At 71.9% G+C, this 23082-nt stretch carries 15 protein-coding genes; 10 read left to right on the top strand and 5 right to left on the bottom strand.

Annotated features, from left to right (window positions below):
- Positions 1-132 precede the first annotated feature (132 nt).
- On the top strand, positions 133-1935 hold the full coding sequence (gene ggt, locus AB5L52_RS09525) for a gamma-glutamyltransferase (RefSeq protein WP_369363352.1): 1803 nt from the start codon (positions 133-135) through the stop codon (positions 1933-1935).
- A 16-nt stretch (positions 1936-1951) separates the two neighbouring features.
- Here the strand turns inward: ggt and AB5L52_RS09520 are convergent, their stop codons facing one another.
- Complete coding sequence (locus tag AB5L52_RS09520; RefSeq protein WP_351570840.1) at positions 1952-4537, bottom strand: ATP-dependent Clp protease ATP-binding subunit; 2586 nt, start codon at positions 4535-4537, stop codon at positions 1952-1954.
- A gap of 192 nt (positions 4538-4729) precedes the next feature.
- Entirely contained in the window at positions 4730-5500 is a 771-nt protein-coding gene (gene map / locus AB5L52_RS09515) for a type I methionyl aminopeptidase (protein ID WP_351026266.1), read from the bottom strand.
- A gap of 63 nt (positions 5501-5563) precedes the next feature.
- Here map and AB5L52_RS09510 point away from each other — a divergent pair, with 63 nt between their 5' ends.
- The 9 genes from AB5L52_RS09510 to AB5L52_RS09470 all read left to right on the top strand — a co-directional run bounded on the left by AB5L52_RS09510 (position 5564) and on the right by AB5L52_RS09470 (position 17254).
- Complete coding sequence (locus AB5L52_RS09510; protein WP_369363350.1) at positions 5564-5815, top strand: helix-turn-helix domain-containing protein; 252 nt, start codon at positions 5564-5566, stop codon at positions 5813-5815.
- 138 nt (positions 5816-5953) lie between these two features.
- Entirely contained in the window at positions 5954-8230 is a 2277-nt protein-coding gene (locus AB5L52_RS09505) for a hypothetical protein (protein WP_369363348.1), read from the top strand.
- A gap of 205 nt (positions 8231-8435) precedes the next feature.
- Positions 8436-9278, top strand: a complete 843-nt coding sequence (locus AB5L52_RS09500) for a nitrilase-related carbon-nitrogen hydrolase (protein WP_351026270.1) — start codon at positions 8436-8438, stop codon at positions 9276-9278.
- Complete coding sequence (locus AB5L52_RS09495) at positions 9275-10558, top strand: aspartate aminotransferase family protein (protein WP_351026272.1); 1284 nt, start codon at positions 9275-9277, stop codon at positions 10556-10558. Before AB5L52_RS09500 ends, AB5L52_RS09495 begins: the two co-directional genes overlap by 4 nt.
- Before the next feature lie 18 nt (positions 10559-10576).
- Positions 10577-12139: a PucR family transcriptional regulator ligand-binding domain-containing protein gene (locus tag AB5L52_RS09490; protein WP_351026273.1), complete on the top strand. Its 1563-nt coding sequence runs from the start codon at positions 10577-10579 to the stop codon at positions 12137-12139.
- A gap of 155 nt (positions 12140-12294) precedes the next feature.
- Positions 12295-13137 carry a nitrilase-related carbon-nitrogen hydrolase gene (locus AB5L52_RS09485; RefSeq protein WP_351026275.1) on the top strand — a complete coding sequence of 281 codons (843 nt, stop codon included), beginning with the start codon at positions 12295-12297 and terminating at the stop codon, positions 13135-13137.
- A gap of 28 nt (positions 13138-13165) precedes the next feature.
- On the top strand, positions 13166-14569 hold the full coding sequence (hydA, locus tag AB5L52_RS09480; protein WP_351026276.1) for a dihydropyrimidinase: 1404 nt from the start codon (positions 13166-13168) through the stop codon (positions 14567-14569).
- A 19-nt stretch (positions 14570-14588) separates the two neighbouring features.
- Positions 14589-15608, top strand: coding sequence for a TIGR03842 family LLM class F420-dependent oxidoreductase (locus AB5L52_RS09475; RefSeq protein WP_351026494.1), 1020 nt, complete (start codon positions 14589-14591; stop codon positions 15606-15608).
- A 119-nt stretch (positions 15609-15727) separates the two neighbouring features.
- A complete protein-coding gene (locus AB5L52_RS09470) occupies positions 15728-17254 on the top strand; it encodes an NCS1 family nucleobase:cation symporter-1 (RefSeq protein WP_351026278.1) in 1527 nt (508 codons plus the stop codon).
- Positions 17255-17272: 18 nt separating this feature from the next.
- Here the strand turns inward: AB5L52_RS09470 and AB5L52_RS09465 are convergent, their stop codons facing one another.
- The 3 genes from AB5L52_RS09465 to AB5L52_RS09455 all read right to left on the bottom strand — a co-directional run bounded on the left by AB5L52_RS09465 (position 17273) and on the right by AB5L52_RS09455 (position 23068).
- Positions 17273-17968 carry a hypothetical protein gene (locus AB5L52_RS09465; RefSeq protein WP_369363344.1) on the bottom strand — a complete coding sequence of 232 codons (696 nt, stop codon included), beginning with the start codon at positions 17966-17968 and terminating at the stop codon, positions 17273-17275.
- 201 nt (positions 17969-18169) lie between these two features.
- The gene (locus AB5L52_RS09460; RefSeq protein ID WP_369363342.1) at positions 18170-19234 is read right to left on the bottom strand and encodes a biotin/lipoate A/B protein ligase family protein; all 1065 of its coding nucleotides are present in this window, start codon (positions 19232-19234) and stop codon (positions 18170-18172) included.
- A gap of 198 nt (positions 19235-19432) precedes the next feature.
- A complete protein-coding gene (locus AB5L52_RS09455) occupies positions 19433-23068 on the bottom strand; it encodes a CHAT domain-containing protein (RefSeq protein ID WP_369363340.1) in 3636 nt (1211 codons plus the stop codon).
- Positions 23069-23082 lie beyond the last annotated feature (14 nt).

Genomic DNA, 23082 nt, shown 5'->3' with positions numbered 1-23082 from the left:
GGTAGCGGGCCCGGGCGACGGCTACGCACCGGTGTTCGACGTGTGACGTTCGTGTGGCAGGGCACCGAGGCGTACTGTCGGTATGGCGATGCTCTGGTTACGCTGCGCGGACTGTCCCGACGGGAGGCTCGGATGGATCGTCCTGGCACGCGGAAACTGGCGGTTCTGGCGGTCTCGGCCGCCCTGGTGTCGGTGGGGGCGGCGGCGCCACCCGCCGCTACAACGAGCAAGACGGTCATCAAGGTTCCCGTGGCGGTGGGCTACGGCGGCGCGGTCGCCAGCGTCGACGCCGACGCCACCGCCGCCGGCATCGAGGTCCTCAGACGCGGCGGCAACGCGGTCGACGCGGCCGTCGCCACCGCCGCCGCGCTCGGCGTCACCGAGCCCTACTCCTCCGGCATCGGCGGAGGCGGCTACTTCGTCTACTACGACGCCAAGTCCCGCACGGTGCACACCATCGACGGGCGCGAGACCGCGCCGCTCAGCGCCGGCTCCGACCTGTTCCTGGAGAACGGCAAGCCGCTGGCCTTCGCCGACGCCGTCAGCAGCGGCCTGAGCGTGGGCACCCCGGGCACGCCCGCCACCTGGCAGACCGCGCTGGACGCATGGGGCAGCCGGCGGCTCGGCACGGTCCTCGAACCCGCCGAGCGGATCGCCCGCGACGGCTTCACCGTGGACGACACCTTCCGCTCCCAGACCGCGGCCAACGAGACCCGCTTCCGCTACTTCCCGGACACCGCGAAGCTGTTCCTGCCCGACGGGCGGCTGCCCGTCGTCGGATCCACCTTCAGGAACCCCGAACTGGCCCATACGTACGAGGAGTTGGGTCGTGAAGGCACCGGCGCCGTCTACCGCGGGGACATCGGTGACGACATCGTCAAGACGGTCGAGGACCCGCCCGTGAACCCGGCGTCCGGCTGGAAGGCCCGCCCCGGCAAGCTGGCCGAGAAGGATCTCGCCGTCTACGGGGCCAAGTTCCAGGCGCCCACCCGGACGTCGTACCGCGGCCTGAACGTGTACTCCATCGCGCCCTCCTCCTCCGGCGGCACCACGGTCGGCGAGGCGCTCAACATCCTGGAGAAGACCGACCTCTCGAAGGCGAGCGAGGCGCAGTACCTGCACCATTTCATCGAGGCCGGCCGGATCGCCTTCGCCGACCGCGGGCGCTGGGTCGGTGACCCCTCCTTCGAGGACGTACCGACCCGGCAGCTGCTGTCGCAGCGGTACGCCGACTCGCGTGCCTGTCTGATCAAGGACGACGCGGTCCTCACCAGCCCGCTCGCCCCCGGCGACCCGCGCCACCCGGCGCCCTGCGGCCAGGGCGGTACGGCGGCCCCGACCACGTACGAGGGCGACAACACCACGCATCTGACCGTGGCCGACAAGTGGGGCAACGTCGTCTCCTACACCCTCACCATCGAGCAGACCGGCGGCAGCGCCATCACCGTGCCCGGCCGGGGCTTCCTGCTCAACAATGAGCTGACCGACTTCTCCTTCGCGCCCGCCAACCCGGCCGTGCCCGACCCGAACCTGCCCGGCCCGGGCAAGCGGCCCCGCTCGTCGATCTCCCCGAGCATCGTGCTGGACCGGCACAACCGCCCGGTCGTGGCGCTCGGTTCGCCCGGCGGCGCGACCATCATCACCACCGTGCTGCAGACCCTCACCGAGTTCCTGGACCGGCGTCTGCCACTGGTCGACGCCATCGCGGCACCGCGCGCGAGCCAGCGGAACGCCGCCAAGACCGAACTCGAACCCGCCCTCTACAACAGCGACTTGAAGAAACAACTGGAAGCCATCGGGCACTCCTTCTCGCTCAACCCCGAGATCGGCGCGGCGACCGGCGTGCAACGGCTGCCGGGCGGCGAGTGGCTGGCCGCGGCCGAGAAGGTACGGCGCGGGGGCGGCTCGGCCATGGTGGTGGACCCGGAGCCCTAGCCCAGCGCCGTAGATCTCACAACTCCGCTGCGGGCGGCTGGGTTTCCTTTTCGGGAGTATCGGTGTTCGCGTGAGCATCCGTGCGGAAGTCCAGCCGTCCGTCGCGGACGTCCACCGTCACCCGGTCGCCCTCGGCGATCGTGCCGTCCAGCAGGCGCCTGGACAGCTGGTTGTCCACCTCCCGCTGAATGGTGCGGCGCAGCGGCCGGGCGCCGTACTCCGGCTGATAGCCGCGCTCGGCCAGCCAGTCGACGGCCGCGTCCGTGAACCCCACCGCGACGCCCTGTCCGTCCAGCAGCCGCCGGGTGCCCGCCAGCAAGAGGCCGGTGATCTGCCGCAGTTGCTCGCCGGTCAGCTGCCGGAAGACCACGATCTCGTCGATGCGGTTGAGGAACTCCGGCCGGAAGTGCTCGCGCAGCGGCCGCAGGATCTGCTCGCGGCGCGCCTCCTCGTCCGCCTCCGCACCACCCGGCCCGAACCCGATCCCGGCACCGCGCCGGGTGATCGCCTCCGAGCCGAGGTTGCTGGTCATCACGATGACCGTGTGGGTGAAGTCCACCGTGCGGCCCTGCGCGTCGGTCAGCCGGCCGTCGTCCAGGACCTGCAGCAGGATGTTGAAGACGTCCGGGTGCGCCTTCTCCACCTCGTCGAGCAGCAGCAGTGAGTACGGGTGCCGGCGGACCACCTCGGTGAGCTGGCCCGCCTCCTCGTGGCCGACGTATCCGGGCGGGGCGCCGACCAGCCGGGAGACGGTGTGCCGCTCCTGGTACTCGCTCATGTCCAGGCGGACCATGCGGTCCTCGCTGCTGAACAGCGCCTCGGCGAGCGCCCGGGCCAGCTCGGTCTTGCCGACACCGGTCGGACCGAGGAAGAGGAAGCTGCCGATCGGCCGGTTCGGGCTCGCGAGTCCCGCGCGGGAGCGCAGCACGGCCTCGGAGACCACGGCTACGGCCTCCTCCTGGCCGACCACCCGCTGGTGCAGATGGTTCTCCAGATCGAGCAGCCGTTCCTTCTCCTCCTGGGTGAGCCGGCTGACCGGGATGCCGGTCTGCCGGGACACCACCTCGGCGACGGCCTCCCCGGTCACCTCCAGGTCCAGCCCCTCGTCGGCCCGGTCGCCGCCGCTCACCTCGGCGATCCGCTGCTTCAGCTCGCCGATCCGGTCGCGCAGCTCCTTGGCCTTGTCGTAGTCCTCGGCCGCGACCGCCTGGTCCTTGTCCCGGACCAGTTGCTCGACCTCGCGCTCCATCGTGCGTACGTCCGTGCCCTTGGTCCGCGCGCCGAGCCGTACCCGGGCGCCCGCCTGGTCGATCAGGTCGATCGCCTTGTCCGGCAGCCGCCGGTCGGTGAGATAGCGGTCGGACAGCTCCACGGCCGCGACGAGCGCCTCGTCGGTGTAGCGGACCTGGTGGTGGGCCTCGTAGCGGTCGCGCAGCCCGCGCAGGATCTCGACGGTGTCCTCGACCGTCGGCTCGGGCACCAGGATCGGCTGGAACCGGCGGGCCAGCGCCGCGTCCTTCTCGATCCGGCGGAACTCCTCCAGCGTGGTCGCGCCCACGATGTGCAGCTCGCCCCGGGCGAGGGCGGGCTTGAGGATGTTGGCGGCGTCCATCGCACCGCCCTCGCCGCCGGAGCCCGCGCCGACGACGGTGTGCAGTTCGTCGATGAACACGATCAGCCGGTCGGAGTGGGCGCGGATCTCCTCCACGATGGTGTTCAGGCGCTCCTCGAAGTCGCCCCGGTAGCGGGTGCCGGCGACGACACCGGTCAGGTCCAGGGCGACGACCCGGCGGTCCGCCAGGTTGTCCGGGACCTCCCCGTCCGCGATGCGCTCGGCGAGGCCCTCGACGATGGCCGTCTTGCCGACCCCCGCGTCCCCGATGAGGACGGGATTGTTCTTACCGCGCCGGGACAGCACCTCGATGGTCTGCTCGATCTCGGTGTCCCGGCCGATGACCGGGTCGATCCGGCCCTGCCGGGCCAGCTCGGTCAGATCGCGGCCGTACTTGTCCAGGGTGGGCGTGCCGGTGGCGCGCTGCCGCTCCACGCGGACCGGGACCGTGGTGCCCTCCGGGGCCTCGGACGGCAGGGCGCCGCCCGAGAACCGGGCCGCGTGCAGGATGTGGCCGGCCGCCGAGTCCGGGTTGGCGGCCAGCGCGCTCAGCACATGCTCCGGGCCGATGTACCCGGCGCCGCTCGTCCGCGCCAGGTCGTGCGCGTCCAGCAGGGCGCGCTTGACGGCCGGGGTGAGCGACAGCGAGGTCGGCGGCGGCGCCTCGCCGGGCGGGTGCTGGACCGGGCCGGCCCGGTCGTCGATCTCCGTCGCGAGCGAGTCCGGATCCGCGCCGGCCCGGCTCAGCAGGCTCCGGGTGGGCTCGGCCGCCACGGCGGCACGCAGCAGGTGCTGGGTGTCGAGGTTCCGGCTGCCGTGCTCGGCGGCGTACTGGGCGGCCCCTCTGACCAGCTCCCGGGCCGGCTGGCTGAGCAGTCGGCCGATGTCGATGTGGCGGGGCGCGGGGGCTCCGCCGGTTCCGCCGGCAGCTCCGCTGAAGAAGCGGGCCAGGAATTCACCGAAGGCGTCGGGAGGGTAGCCGTTGGTCATGGCGTTCCGTCCCTTCGTTGGCTTTCATGCCCACGATGACACGATCCGTTGGGGTGGGCATGTTCGCCCACGGGGGAGGGGCCCGCTGCCCGTCCGCGGCGGCCGGGCAGGCCGCCGGGCATCCGTGGTTGCTCGCGCCCACGCGGCGGAGCCGCATGTCGATACAGCCCGGCGCCCCTGGGCCGGCTGCCTCTAACGCCGCTCGGTCAGCACCCTTGGACCGGTCTCGGTGATCGCCACTGTGTGTTCCGCGTGGGCCGCGCGGGAGCCGTCCGTCGTGCGGAGGGTCCAGCCGTCGGACGCCGTGCAGTAGATGTCCTTGCCACTCGCGATCACCATGGGCTCGATGGCGAGGACCATGCCGGGACGGAGGGGAAGCCCCCGGCCGGGGCGGCCCTCGTTGGGAACCTCGGGGTCCTCGTGCATACGGCGGCCGATGCCGTGGCCGCCGAAGCCGTGGGGGATGCCGTAGCCGGCCGTACGGCAGACCCGGCCGACGGCGTGGGCGATGTCGCCGATGCGGTTGCCTACGACGGCCGCCTCGATGCCGGCCGCCAGGGCCCGCTCGGCCGTCTCGATCAGGCGCTGGTCGGCCGGGCGCGGGCGGCCCACCGTGAAGCTGAGCGCCGAGTCGCCGACCCAGCCGTCCAGCTCGGCACCGCAGTCGACGGAGAGCAGGTCGCCGTCGCGGAGCCGGTACCGGGTGGGGATGCCGTGCACGATCGCGTCGTTCACGGAGGCGCAGATCACCGCGGGGAAGGGGGTTGGCGCGAAGGAGGGGCGGTAGCCGAGGAAGGGGGAGGTCGCCCCGGCCTCGCGCAGCACCTCCCGGGCCACCTCGTCCAGCTCCAGCAGCGAGACGCCGACGTCCGCGGCCTGTCGTGCGGCCGTCAGAGCCCGCGCGACGACCTGGCCCGCCGCGTGCATAGCGTCGATCGATGTGTCCGTCTTCAGTTCCACCATGCCAATTACTATACCGGTATTTAAATGGGGTGCGCGACGGGGGCCGGTATTAGAATGGGTGGCATGGTACGCACCCCCCTCACCCCTGAAGAGCGTGAACGCGGCGAGCGGCTCGGGCAGTTGCTGCGCGAGGCGCGCGGTGGCCGGAGCATGGCCGAGGTCGCCGCGCAGGCGGGCGTGTCCGCCGAGACGCTCCGCAAGATCGAGACGGGCCGGGCGCCGACCCCCGCGTTCTTCACCGTGGCCGCGCTGGCCAGGGTCCTCGGGCTGTCGATGGACGAGTTGATCACCCGGTGTGCGCTCGTGCCCGTGTGAGACGCCGGGTCCGCGCAGCGGCCGTGACCCCGGACTGAGCTGTCCGCGCCCCGCCGGAAAACTCTGTGTAGCAAGGCCGTAACACGACTGGTGTTGCGTGGCCGGTGAAAGTGCCGGCGGCCGGGCGGGAGCTGAGCGATGGCGGTGGACCAACTCCCTCGTGGGGTGCGGGAGTTCGTGGGCTATCTGGAGGGGCTGCTGGCGCGCCTGGATCAGGGCGGCGGCTGGAGCGGGGTCTTCTGGCAGCGCGACCCCGACGGTATGCGGGCCTGCCTGGACGGGCGCGAGGTGCCGCCGTGGGATGTGATGGAGGCACTGCTGGAGGATTTCGCGGGAGTGTACGGCCCGGCGGCCGCCACGGCCGAGCGGGAACGGGCCCGCGCCCTGCACCAGGCCGCCCTCACCGCGTACGACGCCCGCCCCGGCGCGCGGGACACCCTGGCCGACCGCCTCGACGTGATGCTGCGCGAACAGCGCTACGCCGCCGAACGCCAGGCCGAACTCACCCGCCGACTCTCCACACCGGCCTCCCCTGAAGACACCGAGTCCCTCCGCCTCGACCTGGCCTGGGCCCGGGACGACCACACCCGCGCCACCGCGAGGTGCGCGGAACTCCGCGCTCGCTTGACGGAACTGGACCGACGGGAAGTGGGCAACGTGCTCGGCGTGCGGCGCGCGGGCGGGTCGGGGTCGGTGTGGGGCGAGGACGGGGAAGCGGGGGCGGCGGGACGGGGGGTGACTGCCGGGGCGCCGGCGCGCTTCGAGGGTGCCGATGGCGGTGCCGGCGGCGCGGGGGAATGGGGGGCGTCCGGAGGGGTGCGTGCGCGTTTCGGTGGCGCCAGTGGTGAGGGCGGCGTGGGGGGATCGGAGGCGTCCGGCGGGGCGCGTTCGCGTTTCGGGGGTGCCGATGGCGATGGCCGTGAGGCGGAATGGGGAACATCCGCCGGGGTGTCGTCGCGCTTCCAGGGCGCCGACCACGATCGCGCCCAACGGCCGGGCTCGCCCGCCTCCGGCCACGCCTCCCCGAGCGCCGAGTCCGCCGCCCGCCCGGGGGCTGGTCCGGAATCGTGGCCTGCTGGAGGTGTCTCCTCCCACACGCCCCATGCCCCTGCTTCCGATGCCAGGTCGGTCCCGCACGTAGAGTCCGCCGTCCGCCCGGGGGCTGGTCCGGAATCGTGGCCCGCTGGAGGTGTCTCCTCCCGTACGCTGCACGCCCCCGCCTCCGATGCCGTGTCGGCCCCGCGCGCCGAGTCCGCCGTCCCCCCGGAAGCTGGTCCGCAATCGTGGCCCGCCGCAGGCGTCCCCGCCGGCCCGCTCCCCGCCCCCGGCGCCAGGTCGGCCCCGCAGGCCGCCCCGTCCCCTCACCGTCCCGTCCCTGCCGTCGCAACCCATGCCCAGTCGTCCGTTCCAGCGGTCGCCCCCCACGCCGAGCCGTCCGTCCCGGCGGCAGCTCCCCACGCCGAGCCGTCCACCCCGGCGGCGGCTCCCCACGCGGACCCGTCCACCCGGGCGGCCGCCCCCCACGTCGAGTCATCCGTCCCGGCAGTCGCCTCCCAAGCCGCGTCGCCCTCCCCACGCGCCGCTTCCCAGGCAGTCGCTTCGCCCTCCGCGCACGCCGCTTCCCAGGCACCCGCGTCGCCCTCCCCGGCGCCCGGAGTCGGTGATGCCGAGGCGGTGGCGGTGTCCTCCGCCGGCGCCAAGCCCCGTAAGCGGCGGCGGGGTAGTGCACGGTTCGCAGGGATGGCGGAGGACACGGAGGGTGCCGGCGTTGCGCCGGCTCAGGGGCCTGCGCCGGTCGTGGCCGAGGTGACGCCGCGTGGGGCCCGGTTCGCCGGGGGAGCGCAGTCGGCTGAGCCCGTGGCGGTGCCGGTCGAGGTCGTCGACGTCGAGGCGGGGGCCGCGGTGGCCGGCGTCGTGGAGCGGCTGGCGTGGTTGCGGAGGGAGGGGCGCAGCGGCGAGGCGCATGTGCTGTTGGTCGAGGTCGCGCAGTGGGCGCCCGGCCGGTTCCCGTTGCTCGCGGACGCGCTGCACCGCGCCGGGCTCGGAGCCGACTGGGCGACGTTGTTGTGGGAGGCCGCCTCGCTGTCCGCCGAGCGGCTGGTCGGTGTGGCCGACGCGCTCGCCGCCGCCGGCCGGGACACCGATGGGGCGCAGTTGCTGCGTCAGGGCGTGGCCCGCCCGGCCGAGCAGATCGGCGCGGCCGTGCTGCGGCTGGAGGAGGAGGGACGGGGGCGGGAGGCCGGGGCGCTGCTGGATGCCTGTGTCCGGGTGCGTACGGCGGAAGAGGCCGCCCGGAGCGTCGTAGCCGATCCGCGTCGGCTCGTGCCGCCGCTGCTCCGGGCCGCCCAGGCCGTCTCCGACGAGCGGTACTGGGATCTCGTGCACGCGCTGCGGGTGGCCGGACACGCGACGTGAGCGGAGGCCGTGACATCGTCCCGGTATGCTCCGGTTCACCCCTTCGAGCGGTCCCTTCGCTCGCCCACGGAGGTGCGCCACGTGATCGACTCCGCGGGTTGACGACGATGGTCTTGGCAAGGGCCTCCCGGAGGCTTACGTTCGTCCCTCTACCGCCTGCTCTACGGGCGTAGAGGCTTTGACGGTCCCGTCGAAGGAGCAGCTCATGGCCAACGTCGTACGAGCCGCACTGGTCCAGGCCACCTGGACCGGCGACACCGAGTCCATGGTGGCGAAGCACGAGGAGCACGCCCGTGCGGCGGCCCGGCAGGGTGCGCAGGTCATCGGATTCCAGGAAGTCTTCAACTCGCCCTACTTCTGCCAGGTCCAGGAGCCCGAGCACTACCGCTGGGCCGAGCCCGTGCCCGACGGGCCGACGGTGCGGCGGATGCGGGACCTCGCCCGTGAGACCGGCATGGTCGTCGTCGTGCCCGTCTTCGAGGTCGAGCAGTCCGGCTTCTACTACAACACCGCCGCCGTGATCGACGCCGACGGGACCTACCTCGGCAAGTACCGCAAGCACCACATCCCGCAGGTCAAGGGCTTCTGGGAGAAGTACTACTTCAAGCCCGGAAATCTGGGCTGGCCCGTCTTCGACACGGCGGTGGGCAAGGTCGGCGTCTACATCTGCTACGACCGGCACTTCCCCGAGGGCTGGCGGCAACTCGGGCTCAACGGCGCCCAGTTGGTCTACAACCCGTCGGCCACGCACCGCGGGCTGTCCGCCCATCTGTGGCAGCTGGAACAGCCCGCTGCCGCCGTCGCCAACGAGTACTTCATCGCCGCCATCAACCGGGTGGGGCAGGAGGAGTACGGCGACAACGACTTCTACGGGACCAGTTACTTCGTCGATCCGCGTGGGCAGTTCGTCGGCGAGGTCGCGAGCGACAAGTCCGAGGAGCTCCTCGTCCGTGACCTCGATCTCGACCTGATCGAGCAGGTGCGGCAGCAGTGGGCCTTCTACCGCGACCGCCGCCCCGACGCCTACGAAGGGCTGGTGCAGCCGTGAACGACCTCTACTCCCGCCACCGCCAGGTGCTGCCCGACTGGCTCGCCCTCTACTACGACGAGCCGATCGAGATCACCCACGGCGAGGGCCGCCATGTCTGGGACTCCGCCGGCAACAAGTACCTGGACTTCTTCGGCGGCATCCTCACCACGATGACCGCCCACGCGCTGCCCGAGGTGGCCAAGGCGGTCGGCGAGCAGGCCGGGCGGATCATCCACTCGTCCACGCTGTATCTCAACCGGCCGATGGTCGAACTCGCCGAGCGCATCGCCCAGGTGAGCGGCATCCCGGACGCCCGGGTCTTCTTCACCACCTCCGGCACCGAGGCCAATGACACCGCGCTGCTGCTCGCCACCGCCCACCGGCGCAGCAACACCGTCCTGGCCATGCGCAACAGCTATCACGGCCGCTCCTTCAGCACCGTCGGCATCACCGGCAACCGCAGCTGGTCGCCGACCTCGCTGTCCCCGCTGCAGACCTTGTACGTGCACGGCGGTGTGCGCACCCGTGGCCCGTTCGCCGAGCTGGACGACCGAGCCTTCATCGATGCGTGCGTCGCCGATCTGAAGGACATCCTCGGGCACACCCGCCCGCCCGCCGCGCTGATCGCCGAACCCGTCCAGGGCGTCGGCGGCTTCACCTCCCCGCCCGACGGGCTCTACGCCGCCTTCCGTGACGTGCTGAGCGAGCACGGCATCCTGTGGATCGCCGACGAGGTGCAGACCGGCTGGGGCCGTACCGGCGACCATTTCTGGGGCTGGCAGGCGCACGCCCGCAGCGGCCCGCCGGACCTCGTCACCTTCGCCAAGGGCATCGGCAACGGCTCCTCGATCGGCGGGGTGATCGCCCGCGCCGAGATCATGAACTGCCTGGACGCCAACAGCATTTCGACGTTCGGCGGCACCCAGCTGACCATGGCCGCCGGTCTCGCCAACCTCAACTACCTGCTGGAGCACGACCTGCAGGGCAACGCCCGCCGGGTCGGCGGCCTGCTCATCGAGCGGCTGCGGGCCGTCGCCGCCCAGCTGCCCGGCGTACGGGAGGTGCGCGGGCGCGGGCTGATGATCGGCATCGAACTGGTCGAACCGGGGACCGACGAGGCCGATCCGCAGGCGGCCTCCGCCGTCCTGGAGGCGGCCCGCGCGGGCGGCCTGCTGATCGGCAAGGGCGGCGGCCACAACACCAGCGTCCTGCGCATCGCCCCGCCGCTGTCGCTCACCGTCGCGGAGGCGGAAGAGGGCGCGGCGATCCTCGAACAGGCGCTGCGGAGCGCGTACTAGAGAAACAGGTGCACGGCCATGACCACCACCTCGGAGACCCGGTACGGCTGGGAACCCGCCCTCTCCGTCCGCCAGGTGCTCACCCTGGAGCGGGTGCAGGCCGGGGAGCCCGAGGTGGTGGCCGGTGCCGGCCAGTTGGACCGGCCGGTGCGCTGGGTGCATGTCGCCGAGGCCGCCGATGTCGGGGTGATGCTCAGCGGCGGCGAGATGGTCCTCACCACCGGCGTGCTCCTCGCCGGGGACGAGGCCAAGCAGGCCGAGTACATCCAGTCGCTGCACCGGGCCGAGGCCGCCGCCGTGGTCCTCGGGCTCGGCCGTGCCTTTCCCGCACCCCCGGAGGCGATGCGCCGCGCGGCCGACCGCTGCGGGCTGCCCATGGTGGTGCTGCACCGCCCCTTCCCCTTCGCCGAGCTGACCGAGGAGGTCCAATCCCGGCTGGTGCGGCGGAAGTTCGCCGCCGTCAGCCTTTCGGAGGCGGTGCGCAGCGCCCTCACCGGGCTGATCACGGCCGGCGCCCCCCTCCCACGGCTCCTCGACGAGGTCGCCGTGCACAGCGGCTGCCCGGTCGTGCTCACCAACCTCGCCCACCGCGTCCTCGCCACGGCGGGGGAGCGGTCCGCCGTGGACGACGTGCTGCGCGACTGGGAGCGGATCGCCCGGCAGGCCGGCGCGGGCGCGGCCGGCGGCTGGATCAGCGCCGAACTCGGCGGCCGCGGGGAACGCTGGGGCCGGCTGCTGCTGTGCGGCTACCGGGGCGATACGGCCACGGGGCGGCTGCTCGCCGACCGGGCCGCCGAGGCGCTGGTCCTGCACCGCATGCTCGGCGGCGGCCCCGGGCACTCCTGGGAGGAGGAGTCCGCGCAGAGCCTGCTCACCGACCTGGTCTCCGGTGTCGTACCGGCCCGGCAGCTGCTGCCCCGGGCGCGCGCGGCCGGGCTGCCGGTCAACCGGCGTACCTTCGTCCCGCTCGTCGTCCTCGACCGCACCGCTGAGGAACTCGACCGGGTGCTGCGCCTGTTGGGGATGTCCGGGCTGGTCGCCGAATTCGCCGACGGCGCCGCCGTGCTGCTCAGCCTCGCCCGTGACCAGGACGCCGAGGCCCTCACCGCGCACTTCGCGGCCCGGCTGCGGGCCGGGTCACCGGCCGTGGTCGCCGCCGCCGATCCCCGTACCGCCTGGGACGACGTGCCCGCCGGACTGCGCGAGGCCCGGCATGTCGCGGACGCCGTCACCGACTCCTCGGCCGTCCTCGACCTACCGGTCGTCGTCCGCCTGAAGGACGTCCATCTGCGCGGGCTGATCCGGCTGCTGCGCGACGACCCGCATGTGCAGGCCTTCGCGGAGCGGGAGCTCGACGGGCTGCTGTGCGCCGCCGAACCGGAGCTGCTGAACGTCCTGCGCACCTATCTCGCGACCGGCCGCAACAAGTCCCGCACCGCCCAGCTCCACCATGTCTCCCGGCCCGCCCTCTATCGCCGCCTGGAGGCCATACAGGCCCGCCTCGGCGTCGACCTGGACGACTTCGAACAGGCGGCCTCCGTCCACATCGCGCTCCTCGCGCACGATGCGCAACAGGGGTGAAACATGCGTCGACCTGGGAAAACGGCGGTGAAACATGGGATCGCGAACGCGTGACACGGTGGCACGCAGCACGTGTGCAGACGTGACACGCTGCCACTCAAACGGCGTTTCCCGGCTTCCTAGGCTCACGGAACACCGAGCTACCGGAGGTCCCGATGAGCCGAGTGATCCGTGCCGCCCTGTTCCAGACCGCGTGGACCGGCGACAAGGAATCCATGATCCAGGTCCACGAGCAGGCGGCCCGCGACGCGGCCGCGCAGGGCGCCCAAGTCCTGTGCTTCCAGGAGCTGTTCTACGGCCCCTACTTCTGCCAGGTGCAGGACAAGGCCTTCTACGAGTACGCCGAACGGATCCCCGACGGCCCGACCGTCCGGCGCTTCCAGTCCCTCGCCCGCGAACTGGGCATCGTCCTGGTCCTGCCGATGTACGAGGAGGAGCAGCCGGGCGTCCTGTACAACACCGCAGCCGTGATCGACGCGGACGGCTCCTACCTCGGCAAGTACCGCAAGACCCACATCCCCCAAGTCCAGGGATTCTGGGAGAAGTTCTACTTCCGCCCGGGGAACAGCGGCTGGCCCGTCTTCGAGACGGCCGTAGGCAGGATCGGCGTCTACATCTGCTACGACCGCCACTTCCCGGAGGGCTGGCGGGCGCTGGGCCTCGCCGGAGCCGAGATCGTCTTCAACCCCTCGGCCACCTCGCGCGGCCTGTCCCGCTATCTGTGGCAGCTGGAGCAGCCGGCGGCGGCCGTCGCCAACGAGTACTTCGTCGGTGCGATCAACCGGGTCGGCGTGGAGGACCTGGGCGACAACGACTTCTACGGCACGACCTACTTCGTGGACCCCGAGGCACAGTTCGTCGGCGAGGTCGCCAGCGACAAGGAGACCGAACTGGTGGTCCGCGACCTGGACTTGGCCAAGCTGAGGGAGGTCCGCGACCGCTGGCAGTTCTACCGGGACCGGGCGCCGGGGGCGTACACACCGCTGACCGCGCCCTGACCGCAGCCGAGTTGACCGAGGGAGCAGCATGAGCAGCCGTACCGTCATCCGGGGTGGTCTCGTCATCACCGCGTCGGACGAGATCCATGCCGACGTCCTGATCGAGGACGGCCGCGTCGCCGCCCTCGCCGCTTCCGGGACGCCCGCCGCCGGGGCGTTCACTGCGGAGAAGGTCATCGACGCCACCGGGAAGTACGTCATCCCGGGCGGCGTCGACGCGCACACCCATATGGAGCTGCCGTTCGGCGGCACCTTCGCCTCCGACACCTTCGAGACCGGCACCCGCGCCGCCGCCTGGGGCGGTACGACGACGATCGTCGACTTCGCCGTGCAGAGCGTCGGCCACACCCTGCGCGAGGGCCTCGACACCTGGCACGCCAAGGCCGAGGGGAACTGCGCGATCGACTACGCCTTCCACATGATCGTCTCCGATGTGAACCAGGAGACGCTCAAGGAGATGGACCTCCTGATCGAAGAGGGCGTAACGTCGTTCAAGCAGTTCATGGCATATCCGGGTGTCTTCTACTCGGACGACGGGCAGATCCTCCGCGCCATGCAGCGCTCCGCCGAGAACGGCGGGCTGATCATGATGCACGCCGAGAACGGCATCGCCATCGACGTCCTGGTCGAGCAGGCGCTCGCCCGGGGCGAGACCGACCCGCGCTACCACGGAGAGGTCCGCAAGGCCCTGCTGGAGGCCGAGGCCACCCACCGCGCCATCCGGCTCGCCCAGGTCGCGGGCGCCCCGCTGTACGTCGTCCACGTCTCGGCCATGGAAGCGGTGGCCGAGCTGGCGCGGGCGCGGGACGAGGGGCTCCCCGTCTTCGGCGAGACCTGCCCGCAGTATCTGTTCCTGTCCACCGACAACCTCGCCGAGCCGGACTTCGAGGGCGCGAAGTACGTGTGCAGCACCCCGCTGCGGCCGCGCGAACACCAGGCCAAGCTGTGGCAGGGCCTCAGGACGAACGACCTGCAGGTGGTCTCCACCGACCACTGCCCGTTCTGCTTCGCGGGCCAGAAGGAACTGGGCCGCGGCGACTTCTCCAAGATCCCCAACGGCCTGCCGGGCGTGGAGAACCGCATGGACCTGCTGCACCAGGCCGTCCTCGACGGGCACCTCTCCCGCCGCCGCTGGATCGAGATCGCCTGCGCCACCCCGGCCCGCATGTTCGGCCTGTACCCGAAGAAGGGCACCATCGCGCCGGGCGCCGACGCCGACATCGTCGTCTACGACCCGCACGCCGAGCAGGTCATGTCCGCAGGGACACACCACATGAACGTCGACTACTCGGCGTACGAGGGCAAACGCACCACCGGCCGTGTCGAGACCGTCCTCTCGCGCGGCGAGGTGATCATCGACCAGCGGGAGTACACCGGGCACGCCGGCCACGGCGTCTTCACCCCGCGCTCCACCTGTCAGTACCTCAACTAGGAAGGGCGCCATGGACGCCATGGATTTTGGACTCGTCCTGCAGACCGACCCGCCGGCCTCCCGTGTCGTCAGCCTGATGAAACGGGCCGAGCGCAACGGCTTCACGTACGGCTGGACCTTCGACTCCTCCGTGCTCTGGCAGGAGCCGTTCGTCATCTACAGCCAGATCCTGGCGAACACGTCCCATCTGAAGGTCGGCCCGATGGTCACCAACCCGGGCACCCGCACCTGGGAGGTCACCGCCTCCACCTTCGCCACCCTCAACGACATGTTCGGCAACCGCACCGTCTGCGGCATCGGCCGCGGCGACTCCGCGATGCGGGTCGCGGGCCGCAAACCCAACACCCTCGCGCGCATCAGCGAGGCCATGAAGGTCATCCGGGCGCTCGCCCGGGGCCAGGAGGCCGACCTCGGCGGCACCAAGATCCGGTTCCCGTGGATCAAGGAGGGCGCCGAACTCCCCGTCTGGATGGCCGCGTACGGCCCGAAGGCGCTGAAGATGACCGGCGAGGAGGCCGACGGCTTCATCCTCCAGCTGTCCGACCTGTATCTGACCGAGTACATGGTGAAGGCCGTCAAGGACGCGGCGGCCGCCGCCGGGCGCGACCCGTCGGAGGTGACGATCTGCGTGGCGGCGCCCGCGTACGTCACCGAGGACGACTCGCCCGAGGCCCTCGCCCACGCCCGCGAGCAGTGCCGCTGGTTCGGCGGCATGGTCGGCAACCACGTCGCCGACCTGGTCGCCAGGTACGGCGAGCACTCCGCCCAGGTCCCCGAGGAACTCACCGAGTACATCAGGGCACGGCAGGGCTACGACTACGCCCACCACGGCCGCAGCGGCAACCCGGACACCGAGTTCGTGCCCGACGAGATCGTGGACCGGTTCTGTGTGATCGGCCCCGCGGAGAAGCACATCGAGAAACTGAACGCACTCCGCGCCCTGGGCGTCGACCAGTTCGCGGTGTACGACATGCACGACGCGCAGGAGGCCACCATCGACGCCTACGGCACGACGGTGATCCCGGCCGTCAACGCCTGACCCGAACGCGGTAGTTCAACCCCCCACGCCCCTCCTGGTCTCCCCTCCCCGCTCCCCCGGGGAGGGGGCTGGTGCCCGCACGGCCAACTCCCCTCCCACCTCACCCGATTGGCCAGCCCATGACCGACACCGCTCCCCCGGCCATACCCCTCTCCGGCCAGGTCACCCTCCCCGACGGGCGCGTGGAACTCGCTCCTGGCACCCCGCCGCCCAGCGGTCCCTACGCCAACGAGGACCTGCTCCCGGTCCCCGCCGAGAAGCGCACCTGGACCACGTACAACTTCTCCGCGCTCTGGGTCGGCATGGCCCACAACACGGCCTCCTGGACGCTGGCGTCCGGCCTGATCGCCGTCGGCATGGACTGGAAGCAGGCGGTGTTCACCATCGCTCTCGCCAACCTGGTCGTGCTGGTGCCGATGCTGCTCACCGGGCACGCCGGCCCCAAGTACGGCATCCCGTTCCCGGTGTTCGCCCGCGCATCCTTCGGCGTGCGCGGCGCCAACCTGCCCGCCGTCGTACGGGCGTTGGTGGCCTGCGGCTGGTTCGGCATCCAGACCTGGATCGGCGGCGAGGCCATCTACTTCCTCGCCGGGAAGCTGATCGGCGGCAGCTGGTCCAACGCGGCGCACTTCGGCGGCTACGCCTGGACCATGTGGCTGTCGTTCGCGATCTTCTGGGCGATCCAGGTCGCGATCATCCACCGGGGCATGGAGACCATCCGCCGCTTCGAGAACTGGGCGGCGCCCTTCGTGCTCGTCGGCGCGTTCGTGATGCTGTGGTGGATGAGCAGCAAGGCGGGCGGCGTCGGCCCGCTCTTCGACCAGCCCTCGAAGCTCGGCTGGGGCGGGAGCTTCTGGAAGCTGTTCTGGCCCTCATTGATGGGCATGATCGGCTTTTGGTCCACTTTGAGTCTGAATATTCCGGACTTCACCCGCTATGGGCGCAGCCAGAAGGCCCAGACCTGGGGCCAGGCCCTCGGCCTGCCGACCACGATGACCCTCTTCGCGTTCCTGTCCGTCCTCGTCACCTCGGGCTCCCAGGCGGTGTACGGCAAGCCGGTCTGGGACCCGGTGCAGCTGGCGGCGAAGACGGACAACGTGGTCGGCCTGCTCTACGCGCTGGTGACGGTCCTGGTCGCGACCCTGTCCGTGAACATCGCGGCGAACCTCGTCTCGCCCGCCTTCGACTTCTCCAACGTGGCGCCCAGGAAGGTGAGTTTCCGCACCGGGGCGCTGATCACCGCCGTCCTCGCGGTCCTCATCTTCCCCTGGAAGCTGTACTCCGACCCGCAGGGCTACATCTTCACCTGGCTCGGCCTGGTCGGCGGTCTGCTCGGCACGGTTGCGGGCATCCTCGTGGCCGACTACTGGTTCCTGCGCCGCACCCGCCTCGACCTCGCCGACCTCTACCGCACCGGAGGCCGCTACTGGTACACCGCCGGCTGGAACTGGCGCGCTGTCGTGTCCTTCCTGGCGGGCGGTGTCCTCGCGATCGGCGGCGCCAGCTTCAAGCCCCTGATCGACGGCCGCCCCATCCCCGCCCTGGCGTCCTTGGCGGACTACGGCTGGGCGGTGGGCCTGGGCACGTCCCTGGTGCTGTATCTGGCGCTCACGCTGCTGACGGGGCGCAGAGAGGCCACGCCGTAAGGACACGGGGGCGGGCGGTCAGCCGGACTGGGACTGTCCGCCCCCGAGGGCGCCGACCGCGGCCCGTGCCGCCTGGATGGCGCCCTTGTTGATCTCGTCCGTGTCCGGCGCCTTCTTCGTCTCGAAGTTGCTGCCGTTGTAGGTGACGATCACCAGGGCGTTGGACGCCCGGACCATCACCACGCCCTCCCGGGTCTGCTGCTTGTCCTCGGTGGCCAGATTCACCACGGAATAGGCACTGTCCCCGAGCCCCGGCACGGCCCCGCCGCCGCTCTTCTCCTTCACCCGCTGCTCATACTCCTGCTGCGCCACCTGCGCCGACTCGCTGACCTCGAACGACACATCGAGCCAGCGGTAGTCGTAGCCCTGCAGGGCGTTCCAGGAACAGGTGCGGCGCAGCTTGGTGTCCGTCGACGGGATCTCCTTGCCCTGTGTCTTCGCCCCGGGCACCAGGGACTTGACGGTCGCCACCGGCACGCTGGTGCAGGGCGAGGGCGCGGCGGAGTACGCCTTCGCGGACGCGCCGCCGGACGACGGGCCGGAGGATCCGGCGGAGCCGGAGGAGGACTGGCTGGGCGTCGTCCGGTCCGCCTGATGCCCGGCCGCCGTCGACGGCGCGGCCGGTCCGGACGTCAGCGCCCAGCCGGCACAGGCGAGCACCGCGACCGGCGAGATCCGCGCGGTGAGGGCGAGCGGCAGAGGAAGAGAACGCACGGCGCACTTCTCGTGGGGGAGGGGGTACGGAAGGGGTCCGCAGCAAGGACGGGGACGACAGTCTCACACGACTCCCTGCGGGGCGGAAGTGGGGAATGCGCTGTGTACTCGTACGGTCACGACGCCCCGTTCACGACGTACCGATCTGCCCGTTTTGCACGCCAAGCCGGCGGGCGGGCACCGACTCGCACCGACTTCGGGTCACGGCACGCGCGCGGTCCACTCCTCGGTGGCGAACTTCGTCCGCACCAGTTCCTCCGCGCGGGCCATCTCTTCCGCCGTGATCTCGCCGGTGGTCAGCCCGTAGCGGTTGCGGAAGGAGGTGATCATGTTCTCGATGACCTGTTCCCGCGCGAGGCCCGTCTGCCGGCGGAGCGGGTCGACGCGCTTCCTGGCGCTCCTGGTCCCCTTGTCGGACATCTTCTCCTTGCCGATGCGGAGCACCTCAAGCATCTTGTCGGCGTCGATGTCGTAGGACATCGTCACGTGATGGAGGACGGCTCCAGGGCCGCCATCAGGGCCGACCATGCGCTTCTGGGCGGCGCCGGCGATCTTGCCGGCCTCGGTGGCGATGTCGTTCAGGGGCTGGTACCAGGCCTTGATGCCCATGTCGCCGAGTGCGCCCAGCACCCAGTCGTCGAGGTAGGCGTAGCTGTCCGCGAAGGAGAGGCCCGAGACCAGGGACTCCGGCACGGACAGGGAGTACGTGATCGTGCTCATGGGCTCCACGAACATGGCCCCGCCGCCGGAGACGCGGCGGACCACGGTCATCCCGTGCTTCGCGGCTCCTGCGGGGTCCACCTCGTTCCGCAGGGACTGGAAGCTGCCGATCACCACGGAAGGCGAGGCCCACTCCCATACCCGCAGTGTCGGGGCTCGCCGCCCGGCGGCCACCTCGGCGGTGAGCACCTCGTCCAGCGCCATGTGCAGGGCCGGTGCCTGCGGGCCCATGTGCACCAGCTGCCAGTCGTAGTCGCTCCACTCGGTCGCGTGGGCCAGAGCACGCCGGACGGCGATGGCGACGCCCTCCGCCGTCAGCCCGAGCATCACGGTCGACTCCGGCAGCGCCGCCGTGATCCGGGCGGCGAGCCCTGCGGCGTCCATCGATGAGGGTGCCCCCTCAAGCGCCGTGTCGATCGAGAGGATCGCTTCGTCCGGCTCCAGGAAGAAGTCCCCGGCGACTCGCACGTTGCGCAGGACACCTTCCTCGACGTCCAGATCCACGACGACCAGCTTGCCGCCGGGCACCTTGTACTCACCATGCACGGCTTCGCTTCCTTCCCGTGCGCGGTGTGTGTCCTGAGCCTGTTGCTCCGACATTCGGGCAGATGCGCACATCTTTTGTATTTCATCTTAATGGTGGCCCGGATCGAGGAGACCAGACCCGCTGAGCCGACGGCGACGGAAGGCCGGCCCCAGGCGCCGCGCGGCTTCACGTTCGCTGATCGTGTGGCCCCCGTTCGGTCAGGTGCCCGCGTGTACCAACGCGCCCCAGGTCCACGGCTGTTCGGGGTCCGCCGTGCGCAGGGCGTGGACCGTGTCGTGCAGGGCGTGGGCCGCGGGCAGTGGGCCGGGCTCCGGCAGGGACGGGGACAGGAGGCGGTGGAAGGTGGCGGCCGCCTCGGCGGCGAAGGCGTCCTCGACCTCCCACAGCGTGGCCACCGATTGGCTGTAGCCCGCCAGTTGGAACGCGGAGGCGAGGTGGACGGCCTCCTCGGCGAGGGCGGCCGAGCCGCCACGTGCCGTTCCGCACGCCGAAAGATACGCCAACTCGGCCGATTCCAGGTGCAGTTCGCTGATCTCGCCGAGGCTCAGGGCGCCGTCGGCGAGCAGCAGCCGGCCGGCCGCCGGGGCATCGGGACCGCTGTCGGCGTGGCAGGCGAAGTGCACCACGGCCGCGTCGAGCACTGCCGTACGCACCGCCTCCCGGGTGGCGTCCGCGCCGATCAGCGGGACGCCCCCGCCCGCCGCGGCGGCCGCCGTGGCCTCCGCGACGGTCCGCTTCAGCGGCGGCTGCCCGGGCGTCTTGGGCATGGCTACGGCGAGGACACCGCGCCGGCCCGGTTCCGCACGGCGGTGGGCCCGGCCGGCCAGCAGAGCGCGCACGGTCGGCGTGTAGGAGGAGACCACCCGGTCCAGGACGGACGCGCCCGCCGGCGCGTCCGGGCCGTGGTGTCCGGCGGCGTGCAGCGGAAAGGAGTTGAGCACACCGGACGGCGACCACCACAGCCGGGGCCGTGGCGCCCCCTTCACGAGCGGGTCGGTGAACCCGAGTTCCTTCAGGACGGGTTCGGCCAGGACGTCCCACAGCCAGGCCAGGGTGCCGGTGAAGACGGTCCTCGCCTCCTCGTACAGCGGGTCGCGCGGCCCCGCCGTGAGTACGTCGACGGCCAGCCGGAAGGCCTCCGCCTGGGCGGCGAGATCGGCGGCGTGCAGCCGGGGGAGCGGCACATGGCGCAGTCCGTCGGGGCACAGCGCGAGCGCGTCGCAGCGGCGCGGATGGACGTTGACGGACACCACGGGGCCCTCGGCGGCGGCCGGGAGCAGGTCGTCCAGATGCAGCGTCAGCGGGGTCAGGAACCGCTGGAATCCCGGACGTCGCTGCAGTTCGGTGATGATCCGGGCCGCCTCCTGCTGGGTGGCGTACTGCCTGGCGATCTCCTCCCGGTTGGCCCACAGGGCGATGTCCAGGTGCCGTAACGCGTCCCGCACCTTGGCGAGTTGATCGCGCAGCCGGGCGTGCAGCGCGGCGTCGGTGTCGCTCAGGGCGGCCAGGTCGCGGCGGGTGTCGAGCGCCAGGGACAACAGGCGGGTACGGCCGTCCTCCAGGGCTTCCAGGGCGGACGCCGGGTCCAGGGCGTCCAGCGCCCCGGCCGCCTGCTCGGCGGTCAGCCGGGTGAACCGGCTGGACGAGAGCCCCTCCCGGTGCTGCTCGGCACCGAGCAGCACCGGGTGCAGGGCGCGTGACTGCGCGGCCGGGACCCAGCGCAGCACCAGCATCGCGATGCGCAGGTCCGGCTCGGCCCGGTCGGCCAGCTCCCGGGCGATGGCCTCGGCGTCGGTGTAGTCCTCTTCCTCCGACCACATCAGGTACCGGACGAACAGCAGGTTGGCCAGGGCCACGAGAGCGTCGTCGTACTCATCGCTGTCAGGAGGGAGTTCGCCGAGCTTGTCGCGAGCGCCGCGGATTCCCTCTTCCAGCATCTGGAGCTGGAGGAACGGTGAGCCGTACGCGATCTTCAGCGCCGCGTGCCCCGCGAAGTGTTCGGGATCGATGCCGAGGTCCTCGAGCTGCTGCGGGAATGCCCGGAACAGTTCGAGCTCCAGGGGCAGCACGGCGTACAGCGCCCGCAGCCGGTTCTCGTCGCGGGGGGCACCAACCCAGTCGAGCCTCGCCTTCTGGACGACCGCCATGGACCGGGCGGCGCTGAACAGGCGGTACTCGCCGGTGTCCGGCGGCACGCGGGTGAGCAGCCGGTCGCAGGCGGCGCATATCCGGTCCAGAACGCCGGTGTCCAGCGGTGCCGGTACCGCGGCCTCCGCCGGTGCCTGCCCCTGCTGCCCGGCCCGGCGCAGCGTCATCTGGTACGCGGTGGCGGATATGGCGTCCCGTACGGACCGTCCGAAGGCACCGCCGGCGAGCAGCTTGCCGAAGTCGACCTGCGGCCGGCCGACCCCGTCCCCCGGGCCCGCACCGAAGATGCCGGCCACGGCTGCGAGCGGGTGGCCGCGGTTCTCTGCGGACGACATGGACGCCCAGAGGTCAACGATCGCGTCCGCGGCGGCCTGCTGCTCGGGAGTGAGCCCCGGCAGAGGGCTCCACTCGGCCATCATGCGGGTCGCTTCCTCGGTCAGCCACTCGGCGCACAGGCTGCGGTCGGCGTCCCCGGCGAACAGCGGGCCGGCGGCGGCGAGCAGATCGAGGGCGTTCTGCGGCCACTGGGCGGCGAGCAGGTGCATGGCCAGCCACAGGTGCAGATCCGCGTGTTCCGGGTGGCGCACCGGGGTCAGGTCCAGCAGTCGGCGCAGCGCCCACGCGGCCTCCCCGGCCTGCGCGGCGACCTGCCCGGGGTCGGCGTGCCGGATGCCGATCAGTGTGGCCTCGGCCAGCCGTTTCAGCCGGATGCGCAGCGCCGCCCAGTCCCAGGGCGGGGTGAGGTCCACGGAACGCCGGAGCACGGCGAGCGCTTCCTCCCGCAGTTCCGGGCCCGCCTGGTCGTCCTGGTCCGCGGCGTACAGGGTGAGAGCGTGGCCGAGGTCGGCGTACGCGTGCGCAAGGCTGCCGTCGGCGGCCGGGGCGACGCCGCGAGCCGCCGTCCGCAGCAGTTCGATCGCCTCGGGCAGCGGCGAGTGGTCCTCGGTCAGGCCCGCCCGGGTCAGCAGCGCCAGGCCGAGGCCGTAGGCGCAGCGGGCGTGGTGCGGGTGGTCCGGGGGAATGGCGGCGAACGCGTCGCGCAGGGCGTCGGCCGCCTCGGCGATCTCCTCGGGCCCGCCCAGACCGTGCATGGTGTGGAGCCACAGCAGCGCATAGCCGAGGTTGCAGCCGGTCAGCGCCCGCTCGAATCCGCCGGACGGCAGGTGCGGCAGGGCCGTGCGGCTCACCTCGGCGGACGCCTCCAGGGCTCTGGGCCAGGCCTGCATGACCGCGAGCTGGAACAGCTGCGTTCCCAGGGCGGCGAGGGCGGTGGCATGCGCCCGGACGGCCGCCCCGTCCGCGCCGTCCGCCGGGGCGAGCAGGGCGTCGATCGCGGCGCGCAGCTCCTTCGGCAGGGGGTCCGCGTCGACGGGCGGACGGCAGTGGAACGGGGCGAGCAGCAGCACACCCTGGCGGCCGTCCAGCGCGGCGGTCGGCGCCTCGGGCCGGCTGACGGCCCGGGTCAGCAGGGCCAGACCGAGGGCGAGGGCCACCTCCTCGTCGACGCGGTGCCCTCCCGTGTACGGGTCGGGCCCCACCAGGTGCCACAGCAGCGCGTCGGTCTCGGCACGGGCCTCGTCGTCGTGCGACCCGGAGGCACCGCCCGGCCCGTCGAGCCGCTTACGGACCGCTCGCAGCAGCAACTCCCGCTCCGTGCCGGGAAGGCCGTCCGCCGGTGTCGTCATGGTCCGTTCCCCCC

This window comes from Streptomyces sp. CG4 (genome assembly GCF_041080655.1).
Taxonomy (GTDB): Bacteria; Actinomycetota; Actinomycetes; order Streptomycetales; family Streptomycetaceae; genus Streptomyces.
The sequence above is the reverse complement of the archived record's forward strand: the minus strand, read 5'-3'. Positions and strand labels throughout refer to the sequence as shown.

Coding starts and splice junctions, on each gene's coding strand:
- ggt (WP_369363352.1), top strand. CDS start 133: ATGGATCGTCCTGGCACGCGGAAACTGGCGGTTCTGGCGGTCTCGGCC.
- AB5L52_RS09520 (WP_351570840.1), bottom strand. CDS start 4,537: ATGACCAACGGCTACCCTCCCGACGCCTTCGGTGAATTCCTGGCCCGC.
- map (WP_351026266.1), bottom strand. CDS start 5,500: ATGGTGGAACTGAAGACGGACACATCGATCGACGCTATGCACGCGGCG.
- AB5L52_RS09510 (WP_369363350.1), top strand. CDS start 5,564: ATGGTACGCACCCCCCTCACCCCTGAAGAGCGTGAACGCGGCGAGCGG.
- AB5L52_RS09505 (WP_369363348.1), top strand. CDS start 5,954: ATGGCGGTGGACCAACTCCCTCGTGGGGTGCGGGAGTTCGTGGGCTAT.
- AB5L52_RS09500 (WP_351026270.1), top strand. CDS start 8,436: ATGGCCAACGTCGTACGAGCCGCACTGGTCCAGGCCACCTGGACCGGC.
- AB5L52_RS09490 (WP_351026273.1), top strand. CDS start 10,577: ATGACCACCACCTCGGAGACCCGGTACGGCTGGGAACCCGCCCTCTCC.
- AB5L52_RS09485 (WP_351026275.1), top strand. CDS start 12,295: ATGAGCCGAGTGATCCGTGCCGCCCTGTTCCAGACCGCGTGGACCGGC.
- hydA (WP_351026276.1), top strand. CDS start 13,166: ATGAGCAGCCGTACCGTCATCCGGGGTGGTCTCGTCATCACCGCGTCG.
- AB5L52_RS09475 (WP_351026494.1), top strand. CDS start 14,589: ATGGATTTTGGACTCGTCCTGCAGACCGACCCGCCGGCCTCCCGTGTC.
- AB5L52_RS09470 (WP_351026278.1), top strand. CDS start 15,728: ATGACCGACACCGCTCCCCCGGCCATACCCCTCTCCGGCCAGGTCACC.
- AB5L52_RS09455 (WP_369363340.1), bottom strand. CDS start 23,068: ATGACGACACCGGCGGACGGCCTTCCCGGCACGGAGCGGGAGTTGCTG.